Here is a 20,663-nt window from a genome sequence, read left to right on the forward strand (position 1 = left end):
CGTCGGGCGTCCTTCCCAAAGCATCCCTGACCACTACGAATAGCCGTCAATGATGGTTGCCGCGTCAGCCGCAGTACGATCAGACCATCCGGTCGAGTGGTATGAACCGAACAGGCATACACTCGGCAGCGACCTGGCAGCGTCCCCTCAACCGCCGGGCCGCGGACACAACGATGTGGGCCGCACACCTGGACGGGAAAGAAGGGCGTGTTGTGAAGGTCGGAGTTCCCAAGGAAGTCAAGAACCACGAGTACCGGGTGGCGATCACCCCCTCCGGCGTGCACGAGTTCGTGCGCAACGGGCACGAGGTTCTGATCGAGCAGGGGGCGGGCGGCGGCTCGCTGATCCCGGACGACGAGTTCGTCGCCGCGGGGGCGCGGATCGTGGCCGCGGCGGACGACGTCTGGGCTGACGCGGAGCTGGTGCTCAAGGTGAAGGAGCCGGTGGCGGAGGAGTACCACCGGATGCGCAAGGACCAGGTGCTGTTCACGTACCTGCACCTGGCCGCCAGCCAGGACTGCACCGAGGCGCTGCTCAGGTCCGGTATCACCGGGATCGCGTACGAGACCGTGCAGCTGCCGGACGGCACGCTGCCGCTGCTGGCGCCGATGAGCGAGGTGGCCGGCCGGCTCGCGCCGCAGTCCGGCGCGTACCACCTGATGGCGCAGGGCGGCGGCCGCGGCGTACTGCTCGGCGGCGTGTCCGGCGTGCACCCGGCCCGCGTGGTGATCCTCGGCGCCGGTGTCTCCGGGATGAACGCGGCCGCGATCGCGCTCGGGATGCAGGCCCAGGTGCAGCTGTTCGACCGGAACATCGCGCGGCTGCGGCAGGCCGACCAGATCTACCAGGGCCACCTGCTGACGATCGCCTCGAACGCCTACGAGATCGAGCGCGCGGTGCTGGAGGCCGACCTGGTGATCGGCGCGGTGCTGGTGGTCGGCGCGAAGGCGCCGAAGCTGGTCACCAACGACATGGTCCGCCGGATGAAGCCCGGCAGCGTGCTGGTGGACATCGCGATCGACCAGGGCGGCTGCTTCGAGGACTCCCGGCCGACCACGCACGCCGACCCGGTGTACAAGGTCCACAACTCGCTGTTCTACTGCGTCGCGAACATGCCCGGCGCGGTGCCGAACACGTCGACGTACGCGCTCACCAACGTGACGCTGCCGTACGCGATCGAGCTGGCGAACCTGGGCTGGCGCGAGGCGCTCAAGCAGGACCACAGCCTGGCGCTCGGGCTGAACACGTTCGACGGCCACGTGACGTACGGCCCGGTCGCGGAAGCGCACGACCTGGCCCAGCTGAAGCTGGACGAGGTGCTGGTCTGAGCATCAGTAGAGCGGTTGGCGCATACCTGGACCACTTGACGGTGGAACGCGGCCTGGCCGCCAACACTCTGGCGTCGTACCGGCGTGACCTGCGCCGGTACGGCGGCTACCTGGCCGAGGCCGGTGTCGACGACCTCGGCCGGATCACGGAGGCCGTGGTCAGCGACTTCCTGATGCGGCTGCGCGAAGGGGACGCGGACCACCCGCCGCTGACCGCGTCCAGCGCCGGACGGACCGTGGTGGCGGTCCGCGGGTTCCACAAGTTCTGCGTCCGCGAGGGACTGACCGGAGTCGACCCTGCGGCGGCCGTGAAGCCGCCTGTGCCGCCGCAACGGCTGCCGAAGGCCCTGTCGGTCGACGAGGTCACCCGGATCCTCTCAGCGGCCGCTGGCGCCGACGCGGAACCGGCCGTTCTGACCACCCGGGACGCGGCGTTGCTGGAGTTCCTGTACGGCACGGGCGCCCGGATCTCCGAGGCCGTCGGGCTGGACGTGGACGACATCGACCTGGACGCCGGGGGAGTCCTGTTGCGCGGCAAGGGCAGCAAGGAACGGGTAGTACCCGTCGGTACGTACGCCCGCGACTCGCTGTCGGCGTACCTGGTCCGTGGCCGACCGGAACTGGTCACCCGCGGCAGGGGTACTCCGGCACTGTTCTTGAACGCCCGCGGTGGTCGTTTGTCCCGGCAGAGCGCTTGGACGGTACTGCGTCGCGCTGCGCAACGGGCCGGCATCTCGAAGGAGATCTCGCCGCACACGCTGCGCCACTCGTACGCGACGCACCTGCTGGACGGCGGCGCCGACGTACGCGTCGTCCAGGAGTTGCTGGGGCATGCCTCCGTGACCACGACCCAGGTCTACACACTGGTCACCGTCGACAAGCTGCGCGAGGTCTACGCGACTTCGCATCCACGGGCCCTCTCCTCGTCGTAGTCTTGGCGGCCGTGGCTGACCAAGCTGAGGAACGGCACGCCAGCTGGCTGGAGCTGTTCTTTGATCTGACAGTGGTTGCGGCTGCCGCCCAGATCGCGCACCGGCTGCACGAGGCCGACACCGTTGGGCAAGTGGCTGCGTGTGCAGCGATGTTCTACGCGGTGTGGAGCGTCTGGACGACGACCAGCGTGTACGCGAACGTGGCCGGTGCCCGGACGCGCCGCCGCGCCGTACTGCGGACCATGCTGGGCGTCGGCGTGATGGCTGCCGCCGTACCAGGTGTCTTCCCGGAGCTGTTGCCGCAGCACGGCGAGACGGAACTGAAAGGGCGGACGGCCGCGTTCACCGTCGCTTTCATCATCTGTAGAGGCATCGCGTCCCGAGCTGCGTCCCGCGACGGGCAGGTGATCGCCTTCTGGCCGGCGACGCAGACAGCGTTGGCCGCACCCTTCATCGTCTCGCTGTTCACGTCGGGCACGGTTACGTACTGGCTGTGGGGTGCGGGCGTCGTACTGGACCTGGTGCTGTCCGTGCTCGGCGCCCGGAACCCCAAGTCGATGGAGGAGCGTGCTGAGCGGATCCGCCAGCAGCAACAGCAGGAGCAGCGCAGGAACGCCTGGCTGGCCCGGCTGATCCGGCTGGGCCGCGGTGAGTCGGCTGAGCCCACAACACCGGCCCTGGTCACGGTAGCCCGTGCTGAGCGCGGCCATCTGGACGAGCGGCTCGGGCTGTTCGTGATCATCGTGCTGGGCGAGGCGGTGGCGCAGGTGGTCAGTGCGGACACCGGCAAACCCTGGACCGGGGCCGTGGTGCTCTCGTCGGTCGCGGCGTTCTTCCTGGTCGTGATCCTGTGGCAGCTGACGACGCTGTACGGGTTCACGCCGGCGCCCCGCAGTACCAAGCCGCTGGAGCCGTGGCAGGCGCTGCCCGCACACCTGGGCGTGACCGCGGCGATCGTTTCCGTCGCGGCCGGGCTCGGCGCGCTCATTCCGGAGGCGGACGGGCACCTGCTCACCAGGGACCGCTGGCTGATCTTCGGCGGGCTGGCGCTGTACCTGATCAGCAGCGTCGGCGCCGGGGTCGCCGGACGGGCGCCGGTGCGGTGGTTCGCCGGGTGGGCGGTGCCGAGCCTGGTGGCCGCCGTACTGCTCGGTGTCCTGGGGCACGGGATCGCGGCCTGGTTGCTGGCGGCGCTGTCGGTCGTCGTGCTCGGGTGGTTCGCGCTCTACAACTGGTTCGGCAGGGAGCGGACCCCGGCGGGCGCCGGCTAGGAACGGTGTGCGATCATCTGGTGACGGTTGGTCACTCGGGAGGCGTGATCCACCGCGTTCGGAGCTTTGTCGACAAACAGCCCCACCCCGGTGCGGAGTGGCTGGTTGAGAGTGCTTGAATGCACGCTTACAGTCGCTGGGATCGCCCGTATCGGTTGAAAGGTTTGACGAGTCATGAACGAGTCGACATTCCCGGGCACCGAACACGTGATGGGCCACTACGCCGCCCCGGAGCCGGCCCAGCAGATCAGCACGCCCCTGAACCCTCAGGAGCAGCCCCAGCACAGTACGCCGCCCCGCCCGGCACCCGTGCCGGCGCGAGCCCTGCCCGACAACTATGCGGAGATGCCGAAGCCGACGGCCAAGCTCACCGCGGAGGACCTTGCACCCGTGAAAGACCCGAACGGTCCGCGCCACATCATCGGGCCGACCGGCCGGCCCATGCCGGACCTGCCGGAGCCGCAGCCACCGACCAAGACCGGCCCGGCGCAGGTGATCGCGATGTGCAACCAGAAGGGCGGCGTCGGCAAGACCACCACCACGATCAACCTCGGCGCCTCGATCGCCGAGACCGGTCGCAAGGTGCTGCTGATCGACTTCGACCCGCAGGGCTCCGCCTCGATCGGTCTCGGCGTCCAGCCGCATGACCTCGAGCTGTCGGTCTACAACCTGCTGATGCAGCGCGACATCACCGCCGACGAGGTCATCCAGCCGACCAACGTGCCGAACCTCGACCTGCTGCCGGCCAACATCGACCTGTCCGCCGCCGAGGTGCAGCTCGTCCAGGAGGTCGCGCGCGAGTACACGCTGCAGCGCGTCCTGGACCCGATCATCCCGCTGTACGACGTGATCCTGATCGACTGCGCCCCGTCGCTCGGTCTGCTCACCGTGAACGCGCTGACCGCGTCCAACGGCATCGTCGTACCGCTCGAGTGCGAGTTCTTCGCGCTCCGCGGGCTGGCCATGCTCACCGACACGATCGCCAAGGTCCAGGACCGGCTGAACCCCAAGCTCGAGATCGTCGGGATCCTCGGCACCATGTTCGACGGGCGCACGACGCACGCCCGGGAGGTCCTCGACCGGGTGGTCCAGGCCTTCGACGAACGCGTCTTCCACACAGTCATCCGGCGTACCGTCAAGTTCCCCGAGACCACGGTCGTCGGCGAGCCCATCACCACGTACGCCCCGTCATCGAGCGCGGCCGCGCAGTACCGCGATCTCGCCAAGGAGGTGCTGGCGCGTTGTCCCGCCGGGTGAGCCTGCCAGGTGCCAGTGAACTCTTCGGGGGTGCGGCACCGAAGCAGACCAGACCCGAGAAGCGCACCACCACCGACGAGCCGGCGACCGGAGTCCGGTCCCGCACGGCCGTCGTAGACGACCGCAAGTCCAGCGGTCGGATCCGGCACGACACGAAGATCACCGTGTACGTGACGGAGGAGGAGCTGCTCGGCCTGGAACAGACCAGACTCGCGCTGCGCGCGGAGCACGGCCTGACGGCCGACCGGGGCCGGATCGTCCGCGAGGCGATCGACGTCCTGCTCGCCGACTTCGTCGACCACGGACCGGACTCGGTACTGGTACGGCGGTTGAAGGCCTCGGAGTGACCGTGTCCGCCACGGACCCGCTGGACCCCGCACTGGACGACGCTGCGCCCGAGGGTGCTGTTGCCGAAGGTGCTGTTGCTGAGGGCAAGGGGTTCAGCGTTCACCTGGTGAACTTCGAAGGACCGTTCGACCTGCTGCTGCAGCTGATCTCGAAACACAAGCTGGACATCACCGAGATCGCGCTGTCGGTGATCACCGACGACTTCATCGCGCATATCAAGGCGCTGGGATCGGAGTGGGACCTCGACCAGACGTCGGAGTTCCTGCTGATCGCGGCGACCCTGCTCGACCTGAAGGCGGCCCGGCTGCTGCCCAAGGGCGAGGTCGAGGACGACGAGGACCTCGCGCTGCTGGAGGCGCGGGACCTGCTGTTCGCGCGGCTGCTGCAGTACCGGGCGTTCAAGCAGATCGCGGCGCTGATGCAGGAACGGATGGCGCTCGAGGCCCGGCGTTTCCCGCGAGCCGTCGGGGTCGAGCCGCGGTTCGCGGAACTGCTGCCGGAGGTGCTGCTCGGGATCGACCCCGCCGGGCTGGCCGCGCTCGCGGCCCGGGCGCTCGCGCCGAAGAACGACGTACCGCCCGGGGTGTCGTTGGCGCACCTGCACGCGCCGGCCGTCACGGTCCGCGAAGAGGCGATCGTGATCGTGGAACGGCTCCGCCGGCAACGGAGCGCGACGTTCCGCTCGCTGGTGGCGGACTCGCCCGACACGGTGACGACGGTATGCCGCTTCCTGGCACTGCTGGAGCTGTTCCGCGAGGCGGCCGTGTCGTTCGACCAGGTGACACCGCTGGGCGAACTGACGATCCGCTGGACCGGAACCGACGACGGCGACATCGCCGTCAGCGACGAGTTCGACGAAGAACAGAAGCCCGCCGACGAGTCCGGCGAGGCCCCTCGCGTCGAGGACGACCCCACCTTCCTGGAACCCGGCCCCAGCGCCACCGACGAATCCGACATCGAACCCGCCCCAGACGAGACGGCAAACCAGTGACCGACACCACCGACACCCCCGAACCCGTCACCTCCGAGACCACGCACTCCGCGATAGTGCCCGGGGAGGACCTGGTTGGGGAGGATGGTGTACCCGAATCGGCAGGTAGTTCTCCCCAGACCGATGAGGAGCCGGGGGGCGCCGAGCCCGGGGCGGACGGAGTGCCGGCGGCGGCGGGTGCGGCCGACGTACCGGGTGATGACGAGGATTATCTGCCGGAGGGGCAGACGGCGTTGGCAGTCGGGGATGAGGTTGTCGTCGACGACACGACGATGCGCCGGGCGCTCGAGGCTATTTTGATGGTGACGGACGAGCCGTTGCCGGTGCTGACGTTGGCGCGCGCGGTGGGGCGGCCTACCGGGGACATTGCTGCGGCGTTGGCGGAGTTGGCGGCGGAGTACACCGAGCAGGGGCGTGGGTTCGACCTGCGTGAGGTCGGCGGGGGATGGCGGTACTACACCCGCCCGGACGCCGCGCAGTACGTCGAACGCTTCGTGCTCGACGGGCAGCAGTCGCGGATCACCCAGGCGGCGCTGGAAACGCTCGCGGTGGTGGCGTACAAACAGCCGGTCAGCCGCGCGCGGGTATCCGCGATCCGTGGGGTGAACGTCGACGGCGTGATGCGCACCCTCGTCGCCCGCGGCCTGGTCGAGGAGGCCGGCGCGGACACGGAGTCGCAGGCGACGCTCTACCGCACCACGACGTACTTCCTGGAACGCATGGGCATGCAGTCCCTCGACGACCTCCCGGAGTTGGCGCCGTACCTCCCCGAAATGGACGACATCGAGGAGGAGCTGGCCGCCCAAACCCTTCCCCCCACGGACGGAGGCGCCGCAACCGAAGGCGCTCCCACAGACGGCGGGCCGGGCACGGCAGATTCAGCCGACGACACCTCGACGTCGCCCACCACCCCACCTGCCGACGAGCCAGCAGACGACCACGACCCGACTACACCAACCCCACCAGCGTCCGACGGCACCACGTCCGCCGACACGGTGCACGCAGCGGCCGATGCCGAGCCGACCAACCACGCGCCGACGGATGCCGAGCCGACAGATGGCGCGCAGACCGACGCCGCGCTGGCGTACGACGATCCCGCACACGGTGCGCAGTCCGACGACGTGCTCGTGGACGAGCCGCGCGACGAACCCGCACTTGGTGGCCGGCAGGGCGGCGAGTTCGCAGACGGTGGGCCGTCCGACGACGTGCTGGTGGACGAGCCGCGCGATGAGCCCGCACTTGGTGCGCAGCAGGATGACGTGCCGGCGGGCGAGCCGCGCGGCGAACACGGTGAGCATGCGCCGCAGGTGGTCGTGGTGGGGGAACACGAGGAGGGTGAGCCGAGCGGGTCGACCCAGGCGGGTGGTGGCGAGGCGCTTGACGGCGGCGCCGTTGGTGTGGAGCCGGACGCCTACAACGTGCTCGCCGATGAGGCGCGCGATGAGCCCGCACTTGGTGGGCGGCAGGGCGACGAGTTCGCAGACGGTGGGCCGTCCGATGATGTGCTGGGGGATGAGGCGCGCGACGTGCCCGCACTTGGTGCGCAGCGGGATGACGTGCCGGCGGGTGAGCCGCGCGACGGGCACGGTGCGCAGGCGCCGGAGGGGGTCGTGGGGGAACGTGCCGTGGGCGAGCTGGGTGGGGCGACGCCGGTGGGTGATGGTGGTGACACGGAGGCGGGGGACTCTGCTGTTGGTGAGGTGAGTGGCGTGCGTGGTGACGGCGCCGCGGGGGAGGGGGTGCGGTATGGCGGATGAGGCCGGGGTTCGGTTGCAGAAGGTTTTGGCCCGGGCGGGCGTGGCTTCTCGGCGTAATGCGGAGCTGATGATCGAGGAGGGCCGGGTCGAGGTCGACGGGCGGGTGGTGACCGAGTTCGGGGTGCGGGTGGATCCGGAGAGTGCGGTGATCCGGGTGGACGGGGAGCGGATTCCGCCGGTCAGTGCGAACGTTTACCTGGTGCTGAACAAGCCCCGCGGCGTCGTCACGACGATGTCCGACCCGCAGGGGCGGCCGTGTATCACCGACTTCGTGCAGGATCGGCCGGAGCGGCTGTTCCACATCGGGCGGCTGGACACCGACACCGAAGGGCTGCTGCTGCTCACCAACCACGGTGAGTTCGCGCACCGGCTCGCGCACCCGTCGTACGAGGTCTCGAAGACGTACGTCGCCGAGGTCGACGGCAACGTGAAACCGGTCGTACTGCGCCGGCTCCTGGACGGGGTGGATCTCGAGGACGGTCCGGCGCGCGCCGACACCGTGAAGATCGTGTCCACCGTCCCGGGGCGCACGCTGGTCGAGATGAGCCTGCACGAGGGGCGGAACCGGATCGTGCGGCGGATGTTCGACGCGGTCGGGCACCCGGTGAAGCGGCTGACCCGGACCGCGATCGGCCCGGTCCGCCGCGGCAACCTGCACACCGGCCAGCTACGCGAGCTCGACCCGAAGGAACTCGGGCAGCTGCTCGATCTGGTCGAGCTGTAGGGCCGGATCCCCAGGCCATCACAACCGCACGCGTTCGGCGCGGCTGAGCGTGGCTCAGCTGCGCCGACGGCGATTGTGATGGCGTAGGGATCCGGACCTCACGTCTGCAGGTCCGCCTCCTCCGGCAGGACGACCTGGTTGACCATGTCGGTGATCCGTTCGGACGGCAGCGCGACGGCGAGTGCCCAGTAGTAGATGATCAGGCTGAACACGGCGACCGCGACGATGTCCCACCACAGCGGGAACCACGGGTGCTTGAGCGGCCCGAAGTCGCTCAGGTACACGATCAGCCCCATCCCGATCAGGTACACCGGCAGCCACTGCGCGGCCTTGAGGTCGAGCTGCGGCGTGATCGGGTTCATCTTGAACACCCGGTTGGCGACCAGGATCACGTACCCGATGAGGATCGCGACGCCGAGCTTCCAGTCGGTGACCCAGCCGGACCACAGGATCAGCAGGTTCGCGACCACGAAGGCCAGCGGCGACATCCAGGACGCTCCCGGCAGCCGGTACGGGCGGGTGGCCTCGGGCAGCCGGCGACGGAACACGCCGAGTGACAGCGGCGCGCCGGCGTACATCAGCACGCTCGCGCTGGTGATCAGCCCGACGAGCGACCGCCAGCTCGGGAACGGCAGGAAGCACACGCAGCCGATGATGAAGGCGGTGATCAGACCGACCCACGGTACGCCGCGGCTGTTGGTCTTCTCGAACACCGACGGGACGTACCCGTTGCGGCTCAGTCCGTACGAGACGCGGGAGCTGCCGGTGATGTAGATCAGGCCGGTACCACCTGGGGAGATGATCGCGTCGATGTAGAGGATCGTGGCCAGCCAGCCCAGCGACGCCAGCGTGGCGACCTGCGCGAACGGACCGGTCAGGGTGTTGAACGCCGCGGTCGCCCAGGTGCCCTGGACCTGTGAGGCCGGCAGCGCGCCGAGGAAGACGACCTGCAGTGCGATGTAGATCAGCGCACCGATCACGATCGAGCCGATCACCGCGCGCGGGATGTCGCGCCGCGGGTTGGAGCTCTCACCGGCCAGCTGGTCGGCCTGCTCGAAACCGAGCATCGCGAAGATGATGCCGCTGGTCGAGACCGCGGACAGGATGCCCTTCGCGCCGTCCGGGTTGAACCCGTTGGCGGCGGTGAAGTTGCTGCCGTGGAACTGCGCGATCGCGAGTACGAAGATGGTCAGCAACGGGATGCCGACCTTCCACCAGGTCGCGACGCTGTTGGTCCGGGCGAGCAGCCGGATGCTGAGGAAGTTGATCGCGGTGACCGCGGCCATCAGCAGCACGGCGACGACGATTCCGGGCCCGGTCAGGATGTGCTCGCCGGCGCTGGTCCGCTCCCAGCCCTTCGCGAACGAGTAGTGGGTGCCGTAGGTGATCATCGCGAGCACCTCGATCGGTGCGACGGTGGCCGCCTGCAGCCAGGAGAACCAGCCGAACGACGCCCCGGCCGCGCCGCCGAAGGCGTAGTGCGGGAACCGCGCCGTCCCGCCGGAGACCGGGTACATGCCGCCGAGTTCGGCGTGTGTCAGTGCCAGGATCAGGATCGCGACACCGCCGATCACCCAGGAGATGATCGCCGCTGGGCCGGCGGTGGCGAGCGCGCCCTGCGCGCCGAACAGCCAGCCGGAGCCGATGATCGACCCCTCGGACGCCCAGATCAGGCCGACGAAACCGATGTCCCGTCGCAGTCCGGGCCGGTTCCGCTCCGTCGAGGGATGTGCAATGGAAGTGGCCATAACCGCACCATCGCTCCGGTCCGCGACCGGTGCAGTAACGCTGGCTGGAGACCCGCCCCCCTGCTAGCAGGTACGGCGGTGTTCCGGCCTGCAGCGAGGACGCGACGGTGTACCGGATCGCATGCTGACGGGGAGAGAACCCAGCGGCGATCATGAAGGACGCACGATGCGAACATCATCCAGAGCAGTCGCACTGACCGGTACCACCGTGGTACTGCTGGCCGGTCTTGTTGCTTGCGGCAACAGCAACAACAGCTCGTCGAGCGGCAGTACGACGTCGGCGCCGCCGGCCAACACCAAGGTCGGCGTCCTGCTGCCGGACACCGCGACCTCGCCCCGCTGGGTCTCGGCGGACCCGAACGAACTGCGCAAGCAGTGCACCGACAACAAGCTGACGTGCTACATCGACAACGCCAACGGCAGCGCGACGAACATGGAGTCGCAGGCCCAGGCGCTGATCAACAAGGGCGTCGGCGTACTGCTGGTGACGAACCTCGACTCCGGTTCGGGCAAGGCGATCGAGTCGCTGGCCAAGCAGCACAACGTGGTGACGATCGACTACGACCGGCTGACGGCCGGCGGCAGCGCGGCGTACTACGTCTCGTTCGACGGCGTGAAGGTCGGCGAGGACCAGGGCAAGGCGCTGACCGCCTGTCCGCAGGTGGCCGGGAAGAGCACGGTCGGGTACGTCGAGATCGACGGCGCGCCGACCGACAACAACGCGACGCTGTTCGCGGAGGGCTACAACTCGGTGCTGTCCAAGCAGAAGGGCTGGACGAAGCTCGGCGACCAGACCGGTAACTGGGATCCGGCGACCGCGCAGGCGGTGTTCACCACGATGCTCGGCAAGAACCCGAACCTGAACGCGGTGATGGTCGCCAACGACACCATGGCGCAGTCGGTGATCAACGTGCTGAAGTCGCAGAACCTGTCCGGCAAGGTGGCGGTGTCCGGTCAGGACGCGACCGCGGGCGGCCTGGACAACGTGATGCAGGGCACCCAGTGCTTCACGATCTACAAGCCGGTCGCCGGTGAGGCGGACGTCGCGATCAAGCTGGCGGGCCAGATCCTGTCCGGTCAGAAGCCGACCGCGCCGGCCACGATCAAGGACCCGGCGAGCGGCCGGATGGTCCCGTCGTACCTGGCGTCGCCGACGATCATCACGAAGAAGAACGTGGCGCTGCCGGTGACGGACGGGTACGTGCCGGCGAAGTCGGTCTGCCCGACCCCCGCGCTGGTGGCGGTGTGCAGCCAGAACGGGATCCACACCCCGTGAGAACTCTGGAACTGCACGGCATCGGCAAGTCGTTCGGCCCGGTGATGGCGCTGACGTCGGTGGACTTCGGCGCCGAGGCCGGGGAGGTGACCGCGCTGGTGGGGGACAACGGCGCCGGCAAGTCGACGCTGGTGAAGTGCATCGGCGGCATCTACCGGATCGACGAGGGCGAGATCCTGGTCGACGGTACGGCGCACCAGTTGCACGAGCCGCGGGACGCCGCGCACCTGGGGATCGAGATCGTCCACCAGGACCTGGCGCTCTGCGACAACCTCGATGTGGTCGGCAACATGTTCCTCGGCCGCGAGCGGATCGGCCGGCTGCGCACGCTGGACGAGAACTCGATGGAGCAGTTGGCCACCGAGACACTGGCGTCGCTGTCGGTCCGGACGGTGCGTTCGGTGCGGCAGAAGGTGGCCAGCCTGTCCGGTGGCCAGCGGCAGACGGTGGCGATCGCGAAGTCGGTGCTGTGGAGCTCGAAGATCGTGATCCTGGACGAGCCGACCGCGGCCCTCGGCGTCGCGCAGACCGAGCAGGTGCTGGAGCTGGTCCGGAGGCTCGCGGACCGCGGCGTGGCGGTCGTGCTGGTGTCGCACAACATGAACGACGTGATGCAGGTGGCGGATTCGATCGCGGTGCTGTTCCTGGGCCGGATGGCGACCCAGGTACGGCGCTCCGACGTGACACAGACGCAGGTCGTCGAGCTGATCACGTCCGGCCGGTCGGGCGACCTGGGACTGGCGGGAGCCGTATGAACACGATCCTGGCCGACGACGCGCAACGGCACGACAAGGCGCCGCGGCACCGGGAGGCGGCCGCGCTGAGCGCCTACCTGCGCGACTACATCGCCCGGCTGCGCGGCGGCGAGCTCGGGTCCGCGCCGGCGATCGTCGGGCTGATCGTGATCACGGCGTTCTTCGCGATCGTCCACCAGGGCTTCCTGAGCGCGTACAACCTGGAGGCGCTGGTGATCCAGGCGGCGCCGATCATCGTGATGGCGATGGGCCTGGTGTTCGTGCTGCTGCTCGGCGAGATCGACCTGTCCGCGGGGACCACGGGCGGGCTGTGTTCGGCGATCACCGCGGTGATGATGCTGCGGCACGGCTGGTTCTGGTGGCTGGCGATCCTGGCCGGGCTGGTGGTGGGGCTGGCGATCGGGTTCGTGATGGGCTGGTTGCGGGCGCAGGCGGGGATCCCGTCGTTCGTGATCACGCTGGCGACGTTCCTGGCGTTCCAGGGTCTGACGTTGATCCTGATCGGCGGTCAGGGCTCGGTGATCCTGCCGGCCGGTACACCGTTGATCTCGCTGGAGAACAGTTTCGTGCCGATCTGGCTCGGCTGGGTCCTGCTGGGCGTGTTCGTGCTCGGGTACGCCGCCCTGAAGCTGACCGACGCGCAGTCCCGCCGGCGGACCGGGCTGTCGGCGACTCCGGTCGTGGTGATCGTGGCGAAGGTGGTCGGGGTGGCGTTGCTCGGCGTCGCGTTCACCTACGAGATGGGGATCAACCGGAACCTGATCACGAACGCGTTCTTCAGCAGCAAGGCGCAGGGCGAGCCGTGGGTCGTCGTACTGCTGGCGTTGCTGTTCGTGGTCTGGCACTTCGTCCTCAGCCGGACCCGGTACGGGCGGCACGTGTACGCGGTCGGCGGCAACGAGGAAGCGTCCCGGCGCGGCGGTGTCGCGGTCTCGCGGATCCGGATCTCGGTGTTCGTGATCTGCTCCGGGATGGCCGCGGTGTCCGGCCTGGTGGCGGCGTCGCTGCTGCAGTCGGTGCAGTCGAACGCGGGCGCCGGGAACACGCTGCTGCTGGCGGTCGGCGCCGCGGTGATCGGCGGCACGTCGTTGTTCGGCGGCCGCGGGCGGATGATCGACGCGGTCCTCGGCGGACTGGTGGTCGCGGTGATCATCAACGGGATGAGCGACCTGATCCAGGGGTCGAACTCGTCCGGGTACGAGTGGGTCGTGACCGGTGCCGTCCTGCTGCTGGCAGCCGGGTTCGACGCCGTCGTCCGGCGGGGTAAGACGGCGTGAGGCCGGCGCGCGCGATCAGCGGCCGAGGAGGCGGCTGATCGCGCGCGCCGACAGGCTGGTCTTGGCGACGAACCCGATCGCCGGGCTGGCCGCGATCAGGTCCGCGTAGTCCTGCTCGGCGTGGCTGGAGATCAGGATCATCGGCGCAGACTCGCCGGCCGCGCGCAGCCGGCTGATCAGGTCGAACCCGCTCTCGCCGCCGAGGTCGATGTCGACCAGGACGACGTCCGGGCGGAGCCGGCCGATCAGCCCGGTGGCCTCGGCGGTCGTGGTCGCCGTACCGACGACCGCGACGCCCTCGCGGACCAACAGTCCCTGGGCCGCGTCCAGGAAGCGCCGGCTGTCGTCGACGATCACGCACCGCATGGCTCCAGCATCGCAGCGCCGTGCCGCCGGTCGCATTCCTGCTGCCTGTACTACAGCGGCAGTGTGACGGTGAGCGTAGTGCCTTTACCTGAAGGGCTTTCGACTTTCAGCGTGCCGTTCAGGGTGGCGATCCGGTCGGCGAGTCCGACCAGACCGGAACCCTTGGCCGGATCCGCGCCGCCGCGGCCGTCGTCGGCGACCGAGAGCCGCAGCCGGTGGTGCTCGAGCCGTACGTCGACCACCGCGGCGGACGCGTCCGCGTGCTTCGCGGCGTTGGTCAGCGCCTCGGACACCACGTAGTACGCGGCGGCCTCGACCGGTTCCGGGAGCCGGTCCGGTACGTCGATCGTGACCTCGACGGGGAGCTTCGAGCGGCGGGCCAGCATCCGTACCGCCGGGGCGATGCCGCCCTGGGTGAGGATCGCCGGATGGATGCCGCGGGCAATCTCCCGGAGCTCGTCCAGGGCCGCCGCCAATCCGTTGGCCACACCATCGAGTTCGGCGGCCGCGCCGTCCGCCTGCAGGGCGCGGACGTCGAGGGTGAGCGAGACCAGCCGCTGCTGGATGCCGTCGTGCAGGTCGCGCTCGATCCGCCGCCGGGTCTCGTCGGCGGACCGGACGATCCGGGCCCGGGACGCGGCCAGCGCGGCACTCGCCGTGCCGAGCGAGGCCGCCATCGTGTTGAACGCCCGCTCGAGCGTGCGGATCTCGCCGACGCCGCTCTCGGGGACCCGGACCGCGAGGTCGCCGGCGGCCACCCGGTTCGCCATCGCGGCGGTCATCCGGACCGGCCGGACGATCGCCCGGGTCATGTACATGGTGAACCCGAGGACGAGGAGGACGGATCCGGCCAGCCCCGCGGTCGCCGCGAACACCGCACGGTCGGCGATCATGTCGGTCTGCTGCTGTTGGGTCGTGGACAAGTCCTGCTCGGTCGCGATCAGCGTGTCGAGCCCGGAGCGGATCGCGTTGACACGCTGGGTGCCTTCGGCGATGGCCGCCGCGGTCCGGGTCGAATCCGGATCCTTCTGTGCGGCCTCGATCTGCGGGAGCGAATAGTCCTGCAGATACGACGTGATGCTGCGGCCGGCCTGCTGCGCCCGGGCGAGCTCGTCCGGGCTCCCGGCAACCAGGTCCTGCAGGGAGCGCGTCTGCGCGGGCAGGGCCTCGGCTGCCTGTTCCCATGGCTCCAGGAACTTCTTCTGCCCGGTGATGACGAAGTCACGCTGTCCTGTCGCCAGGTCGGCGACCAGCCGCTCCACCTGGTTCGCGCTGGCCAGTACTGCGGACGTGTGCTGCGCCTGGTGCTCCGACGTACGAAGGCCCTGCACAGACACCAGCAGTACGACGAAGCCGGATCCGACGAGCACCATGAGCAGTCCGCCGGCGATCACCACCCGGCCGGCCACTCCGGCGTGGCGGTTCATCAGCGGCCGTCCAGGTACCTCAGGACGGCCAGGACGCGACGGTGGTCGTCAGTGGTCTCCGGGAGGTCCAGCTTGGTCAGGATGCTACGGACGTGCTTCTCGACGGTGCCTTCGGTCACCCAGAGCCGTCGGGCCACCCCGGCGTTCGAACGGCCTTGTGCGACGAGCGCGAGCACTTCCAGTTCGCGCTCGCTCAGGACGGACAGCGGGTCGTTGCGGTGCTGGGCGTCGACCAGCTCTTGGACGAGGGCAGGGTCGACGACCGAGCCGCCACGGGCAACGCGGCGGAGGCTTTCGAGGAATTCGTCGACGTCCGTGACCCTGCTCTTCAAGAGATAGCCGACACCGTGCCCCGCCGCCATCAGCTGCAGGGCATGTTCCACGTCGACGTGTGCGGACAGCAGTACGACCGCGGTGCCCGGACGTTCGCGGCGGATCACGTCTGCCGCGTCCAGCCCTTCGGTGAGGTGCTCCGGTGGCATCCGGATGTCGACGACGACCAGGTCCGGTCCGTGCCGACGGACAAGGTCCAGCAGTTCCGGGCCGTCGCCCGCCGTACCGAGGACCGCGAAGCCGGAACGCTCGAGCAGGCTGGCCAGTCCCTCGCGCAGCAGGACGTCGTCGTCCGCAATCGCCACTCGGGTCCGGCTCACGCTCTGCCCCCTGCTTGCCTGGTGATTCCAGTGTTCACCCGGGAGTCAAGTCACTCTCCGTAGAGCAGTGCGTCCGCTTCTGTGCTCGACGGGTAGTAGCGGGAGTAGGCCTTGTCCTCGGGAGCCGCCAGCTGGTTGCTGACCAAACCGAGGCCCTTGATGACGGTTGCTGCACCGTTGGCGTGGCTGACGGCGTACAGGTAGCCGGCCCTGGTGTCCTTGTCGATTGCCAGCAGCAGGGTGCTCTGCTTGCCGCACCTGTCCGCGATGAGCGTCTCGAACTTCTGCCAGGTCGCCGTACGCACCTTCTTGACGACAGGGGCTCCGCTGAACGGGATACGGATCGTGTAGAGCGCCCCGCCGCGAGTGTTGGCCAGGAACGTGTCGTACGTCCGGGTCTGACTGATCAACGCCATCGTCTTCACGGCCGAGAACCCGTTGTACGTCGCCTTGTTACGCCAGGCGGACCCCTCCACCGTCCAACGCGTGATCGTGTTCCCCTCCAACGCATACGTGTGGTTCGTCGAGTTCTCGAAGTACGTCTGGTGGATCCAGCCGCCGCCGACCCTGGTCTTCTGGAACGACGCGGGGTCGAGCTGACCGGTCGTCACGTCGGTGATGTACCGGTAGCGGTAGAGGTCGTTGACGATCCGGACGTACCCGCTGCTCGCCATCCCCGACGGCGGATCCGGCTCCCAGCCGACCGACGACGCCAGCCGTACCTGGTCGACCGGGAAGAGCGCCTTGGGGCCGACATGGGGTGCTCCGAGCGTCACGGGGGACGTGGCCGTGATCCGCTGGAACTTGTGATCGCCTTGCACGGTCACCGTGCTCAGGGTCATCGAGCAGGCCGCTGCTGCCTGCTCCGCGGCGGCGTGCGCGGGCATCGGGCCCAGTACCGCCGCCGTCATCGCTGCCCCCACAGCGATCGCTGCTCTGGCCATTCGGCCTCCTTCGCGGAGTGGTGTCATCCACCTCGATGCACGTCAGTGCCGAAAGGTTAGGTCGAAATAGCCACGGACCAGCCGCCGTACTTCGGGGACACCACAGGGGCTCGTGCCGATCAGCTTGGCACGGTTGGCCGACGTCATGAGGCCGGCCGACTGCAGCTGGGGTGCCAGTGCCGCGTAGTCCGTCCAGATCCAGTGGTTGGCGTCGGACAGCTGCACCCGGCGCACAGGGCCACCTTGAGCCATCACGGCCGACCAGGTGCGGTCGAAACGGACGTCGCGGAAGCCATCGGTTCCGGCCAGCAGCAAGGGCTTCTTGGCGATCGTGTAGAGCTCCCCGTCCAGGGTGTCGAGGTAGCCCTCGAGGTTGACGGCTGCCCGGACCTTTGGGTGCGCCAACGACACTGCAGCGGTCGCACCTCCGGCCGAGTGGCCGTACACGCCGACCTGTCCGTCCAGCTGGTCCAGAACGAACCGCATGTCCGCGAAACGCGTGTCCATCATCAGCCGCGACCGCACCGGGTCCGTCAGTACGTCAGGGGTGATCTCGATGACCCGCAGCCGTCCGTCCGGGAACACGACCTCGCTGGCTTCACCCGGGTGGTCCATGGTGATCACGACGTACCCGTGACTCGCCAGGTCCTCGGCCAGCGAGGTACCAACGGTGCGTGGGTCCGCACCGGCCGGGCTGTAGACCAGGGTCGGCCGGCGGCCGGGCAGGGCGGGCGCGTCGACGTACGAGTGCGTCAAGGTGGCGGCCCAGTCCACACCGCTCGTCGGGAGTTCTGGGTGCAGTAGGCCGGCGTCCAGTTGCTTGAACACCTCAGCCGCGGCGGGAGCGAGCTGTGGGGCGCGTTGGTACCCACGGACGCTGATTGCCGGGTAGAAGACCGTCAGCGCGATCTCGCGGGTCGGGGCTCCGTTCCAGGGGTCGGAACGGGTCGGGTCGGTTAGGGCTCGGGTCTTGGTGCCCACGGGCCACGGGCCGGTCGGAGCGGGCAGGCGCAGGGTGCGATCCGTGGTTGCCGACGCCGTCTGCATCCCGGCCAGCGCAGAGGCGGCGGTCGCGGCGGTGGCGGCGCTCGCGGTCAGGAAAGTACGTCGTCTCATGCCGTCGACGGTGTCAGCCGCGGCCGTGCGCGTCTGCAGGACCGGACGCTTCTCCACCCGGAGTTCCAGCCCCGGGTGGAGAAGCTGTGCCGTCAGGCGCCGGTGAGGACGGTGCCGGCGGTGTAGTAGCGGAAGTACGAGTCGGCGGCCGGGAACGTCGTCGGGACCTTGCCGAGGCCCTTGATGACGGTGGCCGCGCCGTTCGCGTGGCCGACGGCGTACAGGTAGCCGGCACCGGTGTCCTTGTCGATGCCGAGCAACAGCGTCCCGGAGTTGCCGCACTTCTCCGCGATCAGCGTTTCGAACCCCTGCCACGTCGACGTGCGGATCTTCGTCACCACCGGCTTCCCGGAGCCTGTCGGCACCTGCACGGTGTAGAGCGCGCCGCCGTTCGTGGTTGCCAGGAACGTGTCGTACGTACCGCCCTGACCGATCAGCACCATCGTCTTCACGGCCTGGAAGCCGGGGTACGTCGTGTAGTACTTCCAGCCGCTCGGCGTGACCGTCCAGCGCGCGATGTAGCCGCCGTTGAACTCGACCATCAGCGAGTACACGTTCGACCTGGTGGAGGTCTGGCTGGTTTCGACGTACTTGTGGAACTCGTCCCAGCCGCCGCCGATCAGCGTCTGCTTCACGGTGCCCGGAACGACGGCTGTGCCGGTGCCGTCCGTGATGTAGCTGGTGCCGTACATCCGCGGCCCGACCGCGACCAGGCCAGTGCGCTGCTCGCCGGCCGGCACGACCAGCTCGGTCCGGACCGAGCTCGGCAAGTGGGCCTGGCCGGCCGGGTACAGGTTCTTCGGGCCGACCTTGCGGGCACCGGCTGACGGCGCAGCGGTGATGGTCTGGATCGTGTGGTCGCCACCTGGGGTGACGGAGCCGAGCCGCAGTGAGCACGCGGCGGTCGTGGTGGCCGGTGTGGCACCGGCCTGGGCCGGCGCGAGCCCGGCTGCCAGGAGCACGCCGGTGGCGAGCGTTCGCCCGTATCTGATCATCGGAAAACCTTTCGTCACAGGTCACGATGCGGGCGGCCGGACCATTGTTGCGGGCATCAAAGGGGTAACAGGGGACGACGGCGCGCCTGGGACAGCACCCGGTTGTCGGAGGGGCGCCGTAGTGTGGGTGATGTGAACCGGCGAATCTTCGGTCTCGAGAACGAGTACGGCGTCACCTGTACGTTCCGCGGGCAGCGGCGACTGACCCCGGACGAGGTCGCGCGGTACCTTTTCCGGCGCGTCGTGTCCTGGGGACGCAGCAGCAACGTCTTCCTCCGCAACGGCGCCCGGTTGTACCTGGACGTCGGCTCGCACCCGGAGTACGCGACCGGCGAGTGCGACTCGGTCACCGACCTGATCGCGCACGACAAGGCCGGGGAGCGGATCCTCGAGGGCCTGCTGGTGGACGCGCAGAAGCGGCTGCACGACGAGGGCATCTTCGGCGACGTCTACCTGTTCAAGAACAACACCGACTCGGCCGGCAACAGCTACGGCTGCCACGAGAACTACCTGGTCAGCCGGCACGGCGACTTTGCGAAGCTCGCCGACGTGCTGATCCCGTTCCTGGTCACCCGGCAGCTGATCTGCGGTGCCGGCAAGGTGCTGCAGACCCCGCGCGGCGCGGTGTACTCCGTGAGCCAGCGCGCCGAGCACATCTGGGAGGGCGTGTCGTCCGCGACCACCCGGTCCCGGCCGATCATCAACACCCGCGACGAGCCGCACGCGGACGCCGAGCGGTTCCGCCGGCTGCACGTGATCGTCGGCGACTCGAACATGTCCGAGACCACGATGCTGCTCAAGGTAGCCAGCACCGATCTCGTCCTGCGGATGATCGAGGCCGGCATCGTGATGCGTGACCTGACCCTGGACAACCCGATCCGGGCGATCCGCGAGATCAGCCACGACATGACCGGCCGCCGCGAGGTCCGGCTGGCGAACGGCCGCGAGGCGTCCGCGCTGGACATCCAGACCGAGTACCTGACCAAGGCGCGCGACTTCGTCGACCGCCGCGAGCTCGGGACGCCGGCCGTCGAGCGGGCGCTGTCGCTGTGGGAGCGGACGCTGAAGGCGATCGAGTCCGGCGACCTGTCCGGGATCGAGCGCGAGATCGACTGGGTGATCAAGTACCGGCTGATCGAGCGCTACCGCTCGCAGAACAACCTCGGCCTGGCGAGCCCGCGGGTCGCGCAGCTCGACCTCGCGTACCACGACATCCACCGGCCGCGCGGGCTGTACTACCTGCTCGAGCGCAAGGGCGCGGTGACCCGGGTCGTCGACGACCTGCGGGTGTTCGAGGCCAAGTCGGTGCCGCCGCAGACCACGCGGGCGCGGCTGCGCGGCGAGTTCATCAAGCGCGCACAGGAACGCCGCCGCGACTTCACCGTCGACTGGGTGCACCTGAAGCTGAACGACCAGGCGCAGCGGACTGTGCTGTGCAAGGACCCCTTCAAGTCCCACGACGAACGAGTAGAGAAGCTCATCGCCAGTATGTAGTCGT

The 20,663-nt window shown here is 69.0% G+C and carries 19 protein-coding genes; 12 read left to right on the forward strand and 7 right to left on the reverse strand.

The features are described 5' to 3' along the window. Positions 1 to 212 precede the first annotated feature (212 nt). The 8 genes from ald to ACXJJ3_RS34155 all read left to right on the forward strand — a co-directional run bounded on the left by ald (position 213) and on the right by ACXJJ3_RS34155 (position 8,608). Entirely contained in the window at positions 213 to 1,328 is a 1,116-nt protein-coding gene (ald, locus tag ACXJJ3_RS34120) for an alanine dehydrogenase (RefSeq protein ID WP_458166000.1), read from the forward strand. Further along, positions 1,325 to 2,260, forward strand: coding sequence for a site-specific tyrosine recombinase XerD (xerD, locus tag ACXJJ3_RS34125; protein ID WP_458171977.1), 936 nt, complete (start codon positions 1,325 to 1,327; stop codon positions 2,258 to 2,260). Before ald ends, xerD begins: the two co-directional genes overlap by 4 nt. An 11-nt stretch (positions 2,261 to 2,271) precedes the next feature. Further along, positions 2,272 to 3,531, forward strand: a complete 1,260-nt coding sequence (locus ACXJJ3_RS34130; RefSeq protein WP_458166001.1) for a low temperature requirement protein A — start codon at positions 2,272 to 2,274, stop codon at positions 3,529 to 3,531. Between the two features lie 174 nt (positions 3,532 to 3,705). Continuing rightward, the gene (locus ACXJJ3_RS34135; RefSeq protein WP_458166002.1) at positions 3,706 to 4,788 is read left to right on the forward strand and encodes a ParA family protein; all 1,083 of its coding nucleotides are present in this window, start codon (positions 3,706 to 3,708) and stop codon (positions 4,786 to 4,788) included. Beyond that, entirely contained in the window at positions 4,773 to 5,135 is a 363-nt protein-coding gene (locus tag ACXJJ3_RS34140) for a hypothetical protein (RefSeq protein ID WP_458166003.1), read from the forward strand. Before ACXJJ3_RS34135 ends, ACXJJ3_RS34140 begins: the two co-directional genes overlap by 16 nt. Before the next feature lie 2 nt (positions 5,136 to 5,137). Beyond that, positions 5,138 to 6,127, forward strand: coding sequence for a segregation and condensation protein A (locus ACXJJ3_RS34145; RefSeq protein WP_458166004.1), 990 nt, complete (start codon positions 5,138 to 5,140; stop codon positions 6,125 to 6,127). A 161-nt stretch (positions 6,128 to 6,288) separates the two neighbouring features. After that, positions 6,289 to 7,884 (forward strand): SMC-Scp complex subunit ScpB, encoded by a 1,596-nt coding sequence (gene scpB, locus ACXJJ3_RS34150; RefSeq protein WP_458166005.1) that lies wholly within the window; start codon positions 6,289 to 6,291, stop codon positions 7,882 to 7,884. Continuing rightward, the gene (locus ACXJJ3_RS34155) at positions 7,874 to 8,608 is read left to right on the forward strand and encodes a pseudouridine synthase (RefSeq protein WP_458166006.1); all 735 of its coding nucleotides are present in this window, start codon (positions 7,874 to 7,876) and stop codon (positions 8,606 to 8,608) included. Before scpB ends, ACXJJ3_RS34155 begins: the two co-directional genes overlap by 11 nt. Before the next feature lie 98 nt (positions 8,609 to 8,706). On the opposite strand, the gene ACXJJ3_RS34160 is transcribed toward ACXJJ3_RS34155, so the two are convergent. Then, positions 8,707 to 10,356, reverse strand: coding sequence for an APC family permease (locus ACXJJ3_RS34160; protein ID WP_458166007.1), 1,650 nt, complete (start codon positions 10,354 to 10,356; stop codon positions 8,707 to 8,709). Between the two features lie 166 nt (positions 10,357 to 10,522). Here ACXJJ3_RS34160 and ACXJJ3_RS34165 point away from each other — a divergent pair, with 166 nt between their 5' ends. Genes ACXJJ3_RS34165 through ACXJJ3_RS34175 form a run of 3 tightly spaced genes read left to right on the forward strand, consistent with a single transcriptional unit; the run spans position 10,523 to position 13,664 of the window. Beyond that, positions 10,523 to 11,632 (forward strand): sugar ABC transporter substrate-binding protein, encoded by a 1,110-nt coding sequence (locus ACXJJ3_RS34165; RefSeq protein ID WP_458166009.1) that lies wholly within the window; start codon positions 10,523 to 10,525, stop codon positions 11,630 to 11,632. Beyond that, positions 11,629 to 12,387, forward strand: a complete 759-nt coding sequence (locus ACXJJ3_RS34170) for an ATP-binding cassette domain-containing protein (RefSeq protein WP_458166010.1) — start codon at positions 11,629 to 11,631, stop codon at positions 12,385 to 12,387. The genes ACXJJ3_RS34165 and ACXJJ3_RS34170 overlap by 4 nt, the downstream gene beginning before the upstream one ends. Further along, a complete protein-coding gene (locus ACXJJ3_RS34175) occupies positions 12,384 to 13,664 on the forward strand; it encodes a sugar ABC transporter permease (protein ID WP_458166011.1) in 1,281 nt (426 codons plus the stop codon). The genes ACXJJ3_RS34170 and ACXJJ3_RS34175 overlap by 4 nt, the downstream gene beginning before the upstream one ends. A 15-nt stretch (positions 13,665 to 13,679) precedes the next feature. On the opposite strand, the gene ACXJJ3_RS34180 is transcribed toward ACXJJ3_RS34175, so the two are convergent. From ACXJJ3_RS34180 to ACXJJ3_RS34205, 6 genes are all read right to left on the reverse strand, one after another. Beyond that, entirely contained in the window at positions 13,680 to 14,030 is a 351-nt protein-coding gene (locus tag ACXJJ3_RS34180) for a response regulator (protein WP_458166012.1), read from the reverse strand. A gap of 50 nt (positions 14,031 to 14,080) precedes the next feature. Then, a complete protein-coding gene (locus ACXJJ3_RS34185; RefSeq protein WP_458166013.1) occupies positions 14,081 to 15,457 on the reverse strand; it encodes a CHASE3 domain-containing protein in 1,377 nt (458 codons plus the stop codon). Further along, a complete protein-coding gene (locus tag ACXJJ3_RS34190; RefSeq protein WP_458166014.1) occupies positions 15,457 to 16,110 on the reverse strand; it encodes a response regulator transcription factor in 654 nt (217 codons plus the stop codon). Before ACXJJ3_RS34190 ends, ACXJJ3_RS34185 begins: the two co-directional genes overlap by 1 nt. Positions 16,111 to 16,160: 50 nt before the next feature. Continuing rightward, positions 16,161 to 17,054 (reverse strand): hypothetical protein, encoded by an 894-nt coding sequence (locus tag ACXJJ3_RS34195; protein ID WP_458166015.1) that lies wholly within the window; start codon positions 17,052 to 17,054, stop codon positions 16,161 to 16,163. Positions 17,055 to 17,096: 42 nt separating this feature from the next. Next, positions 17,097 to 18,170: an alpha/beta hydrolase gene (locus ACXJJ3_RS34200; protein WP_458166016.1), complete on the reverse strand. Its 1,074-nt coding sequence runs from the start codon at positions 18,168 to 18,170 to the stop codon at positions 17,097 to 17,099. A gap of 92 nt (positions 18,171 to 18,262) precedes the next feature. Next, complete coding sequence (locus ACXJJ3_RS34205) at positions 18,263 to 19,165, reverse strand: hypothetical protein (protein ID WP_458166017.1); 903 nt, start codon at positions 19,163 to 19,165, stop codon at positions 18,263 to 18,265. 132 nt (positions 19,166 to 19,297) lie between these two features. On the opposite strand from ACXJJ3_RS34205, the gene pafA reads away from it, so the two are divergent. Continuing rightward, a complete protein-coding gene (gene pafA, locus ACXJJ3_RS34210; RefSeq protein WP_344202029.1) occupies positions 19,298 to 20,659 on the forward strand; it encodes a Pup--protein ligase in 1,362 nt (453 codons plus the stop codon). The last annotated feature ends 4 nt before the right edge of the window (positions 20,660 to 20,663 follow it).

It is taken from the genome of Kribbella sp. WER1 (assembly GCF_054189145.1).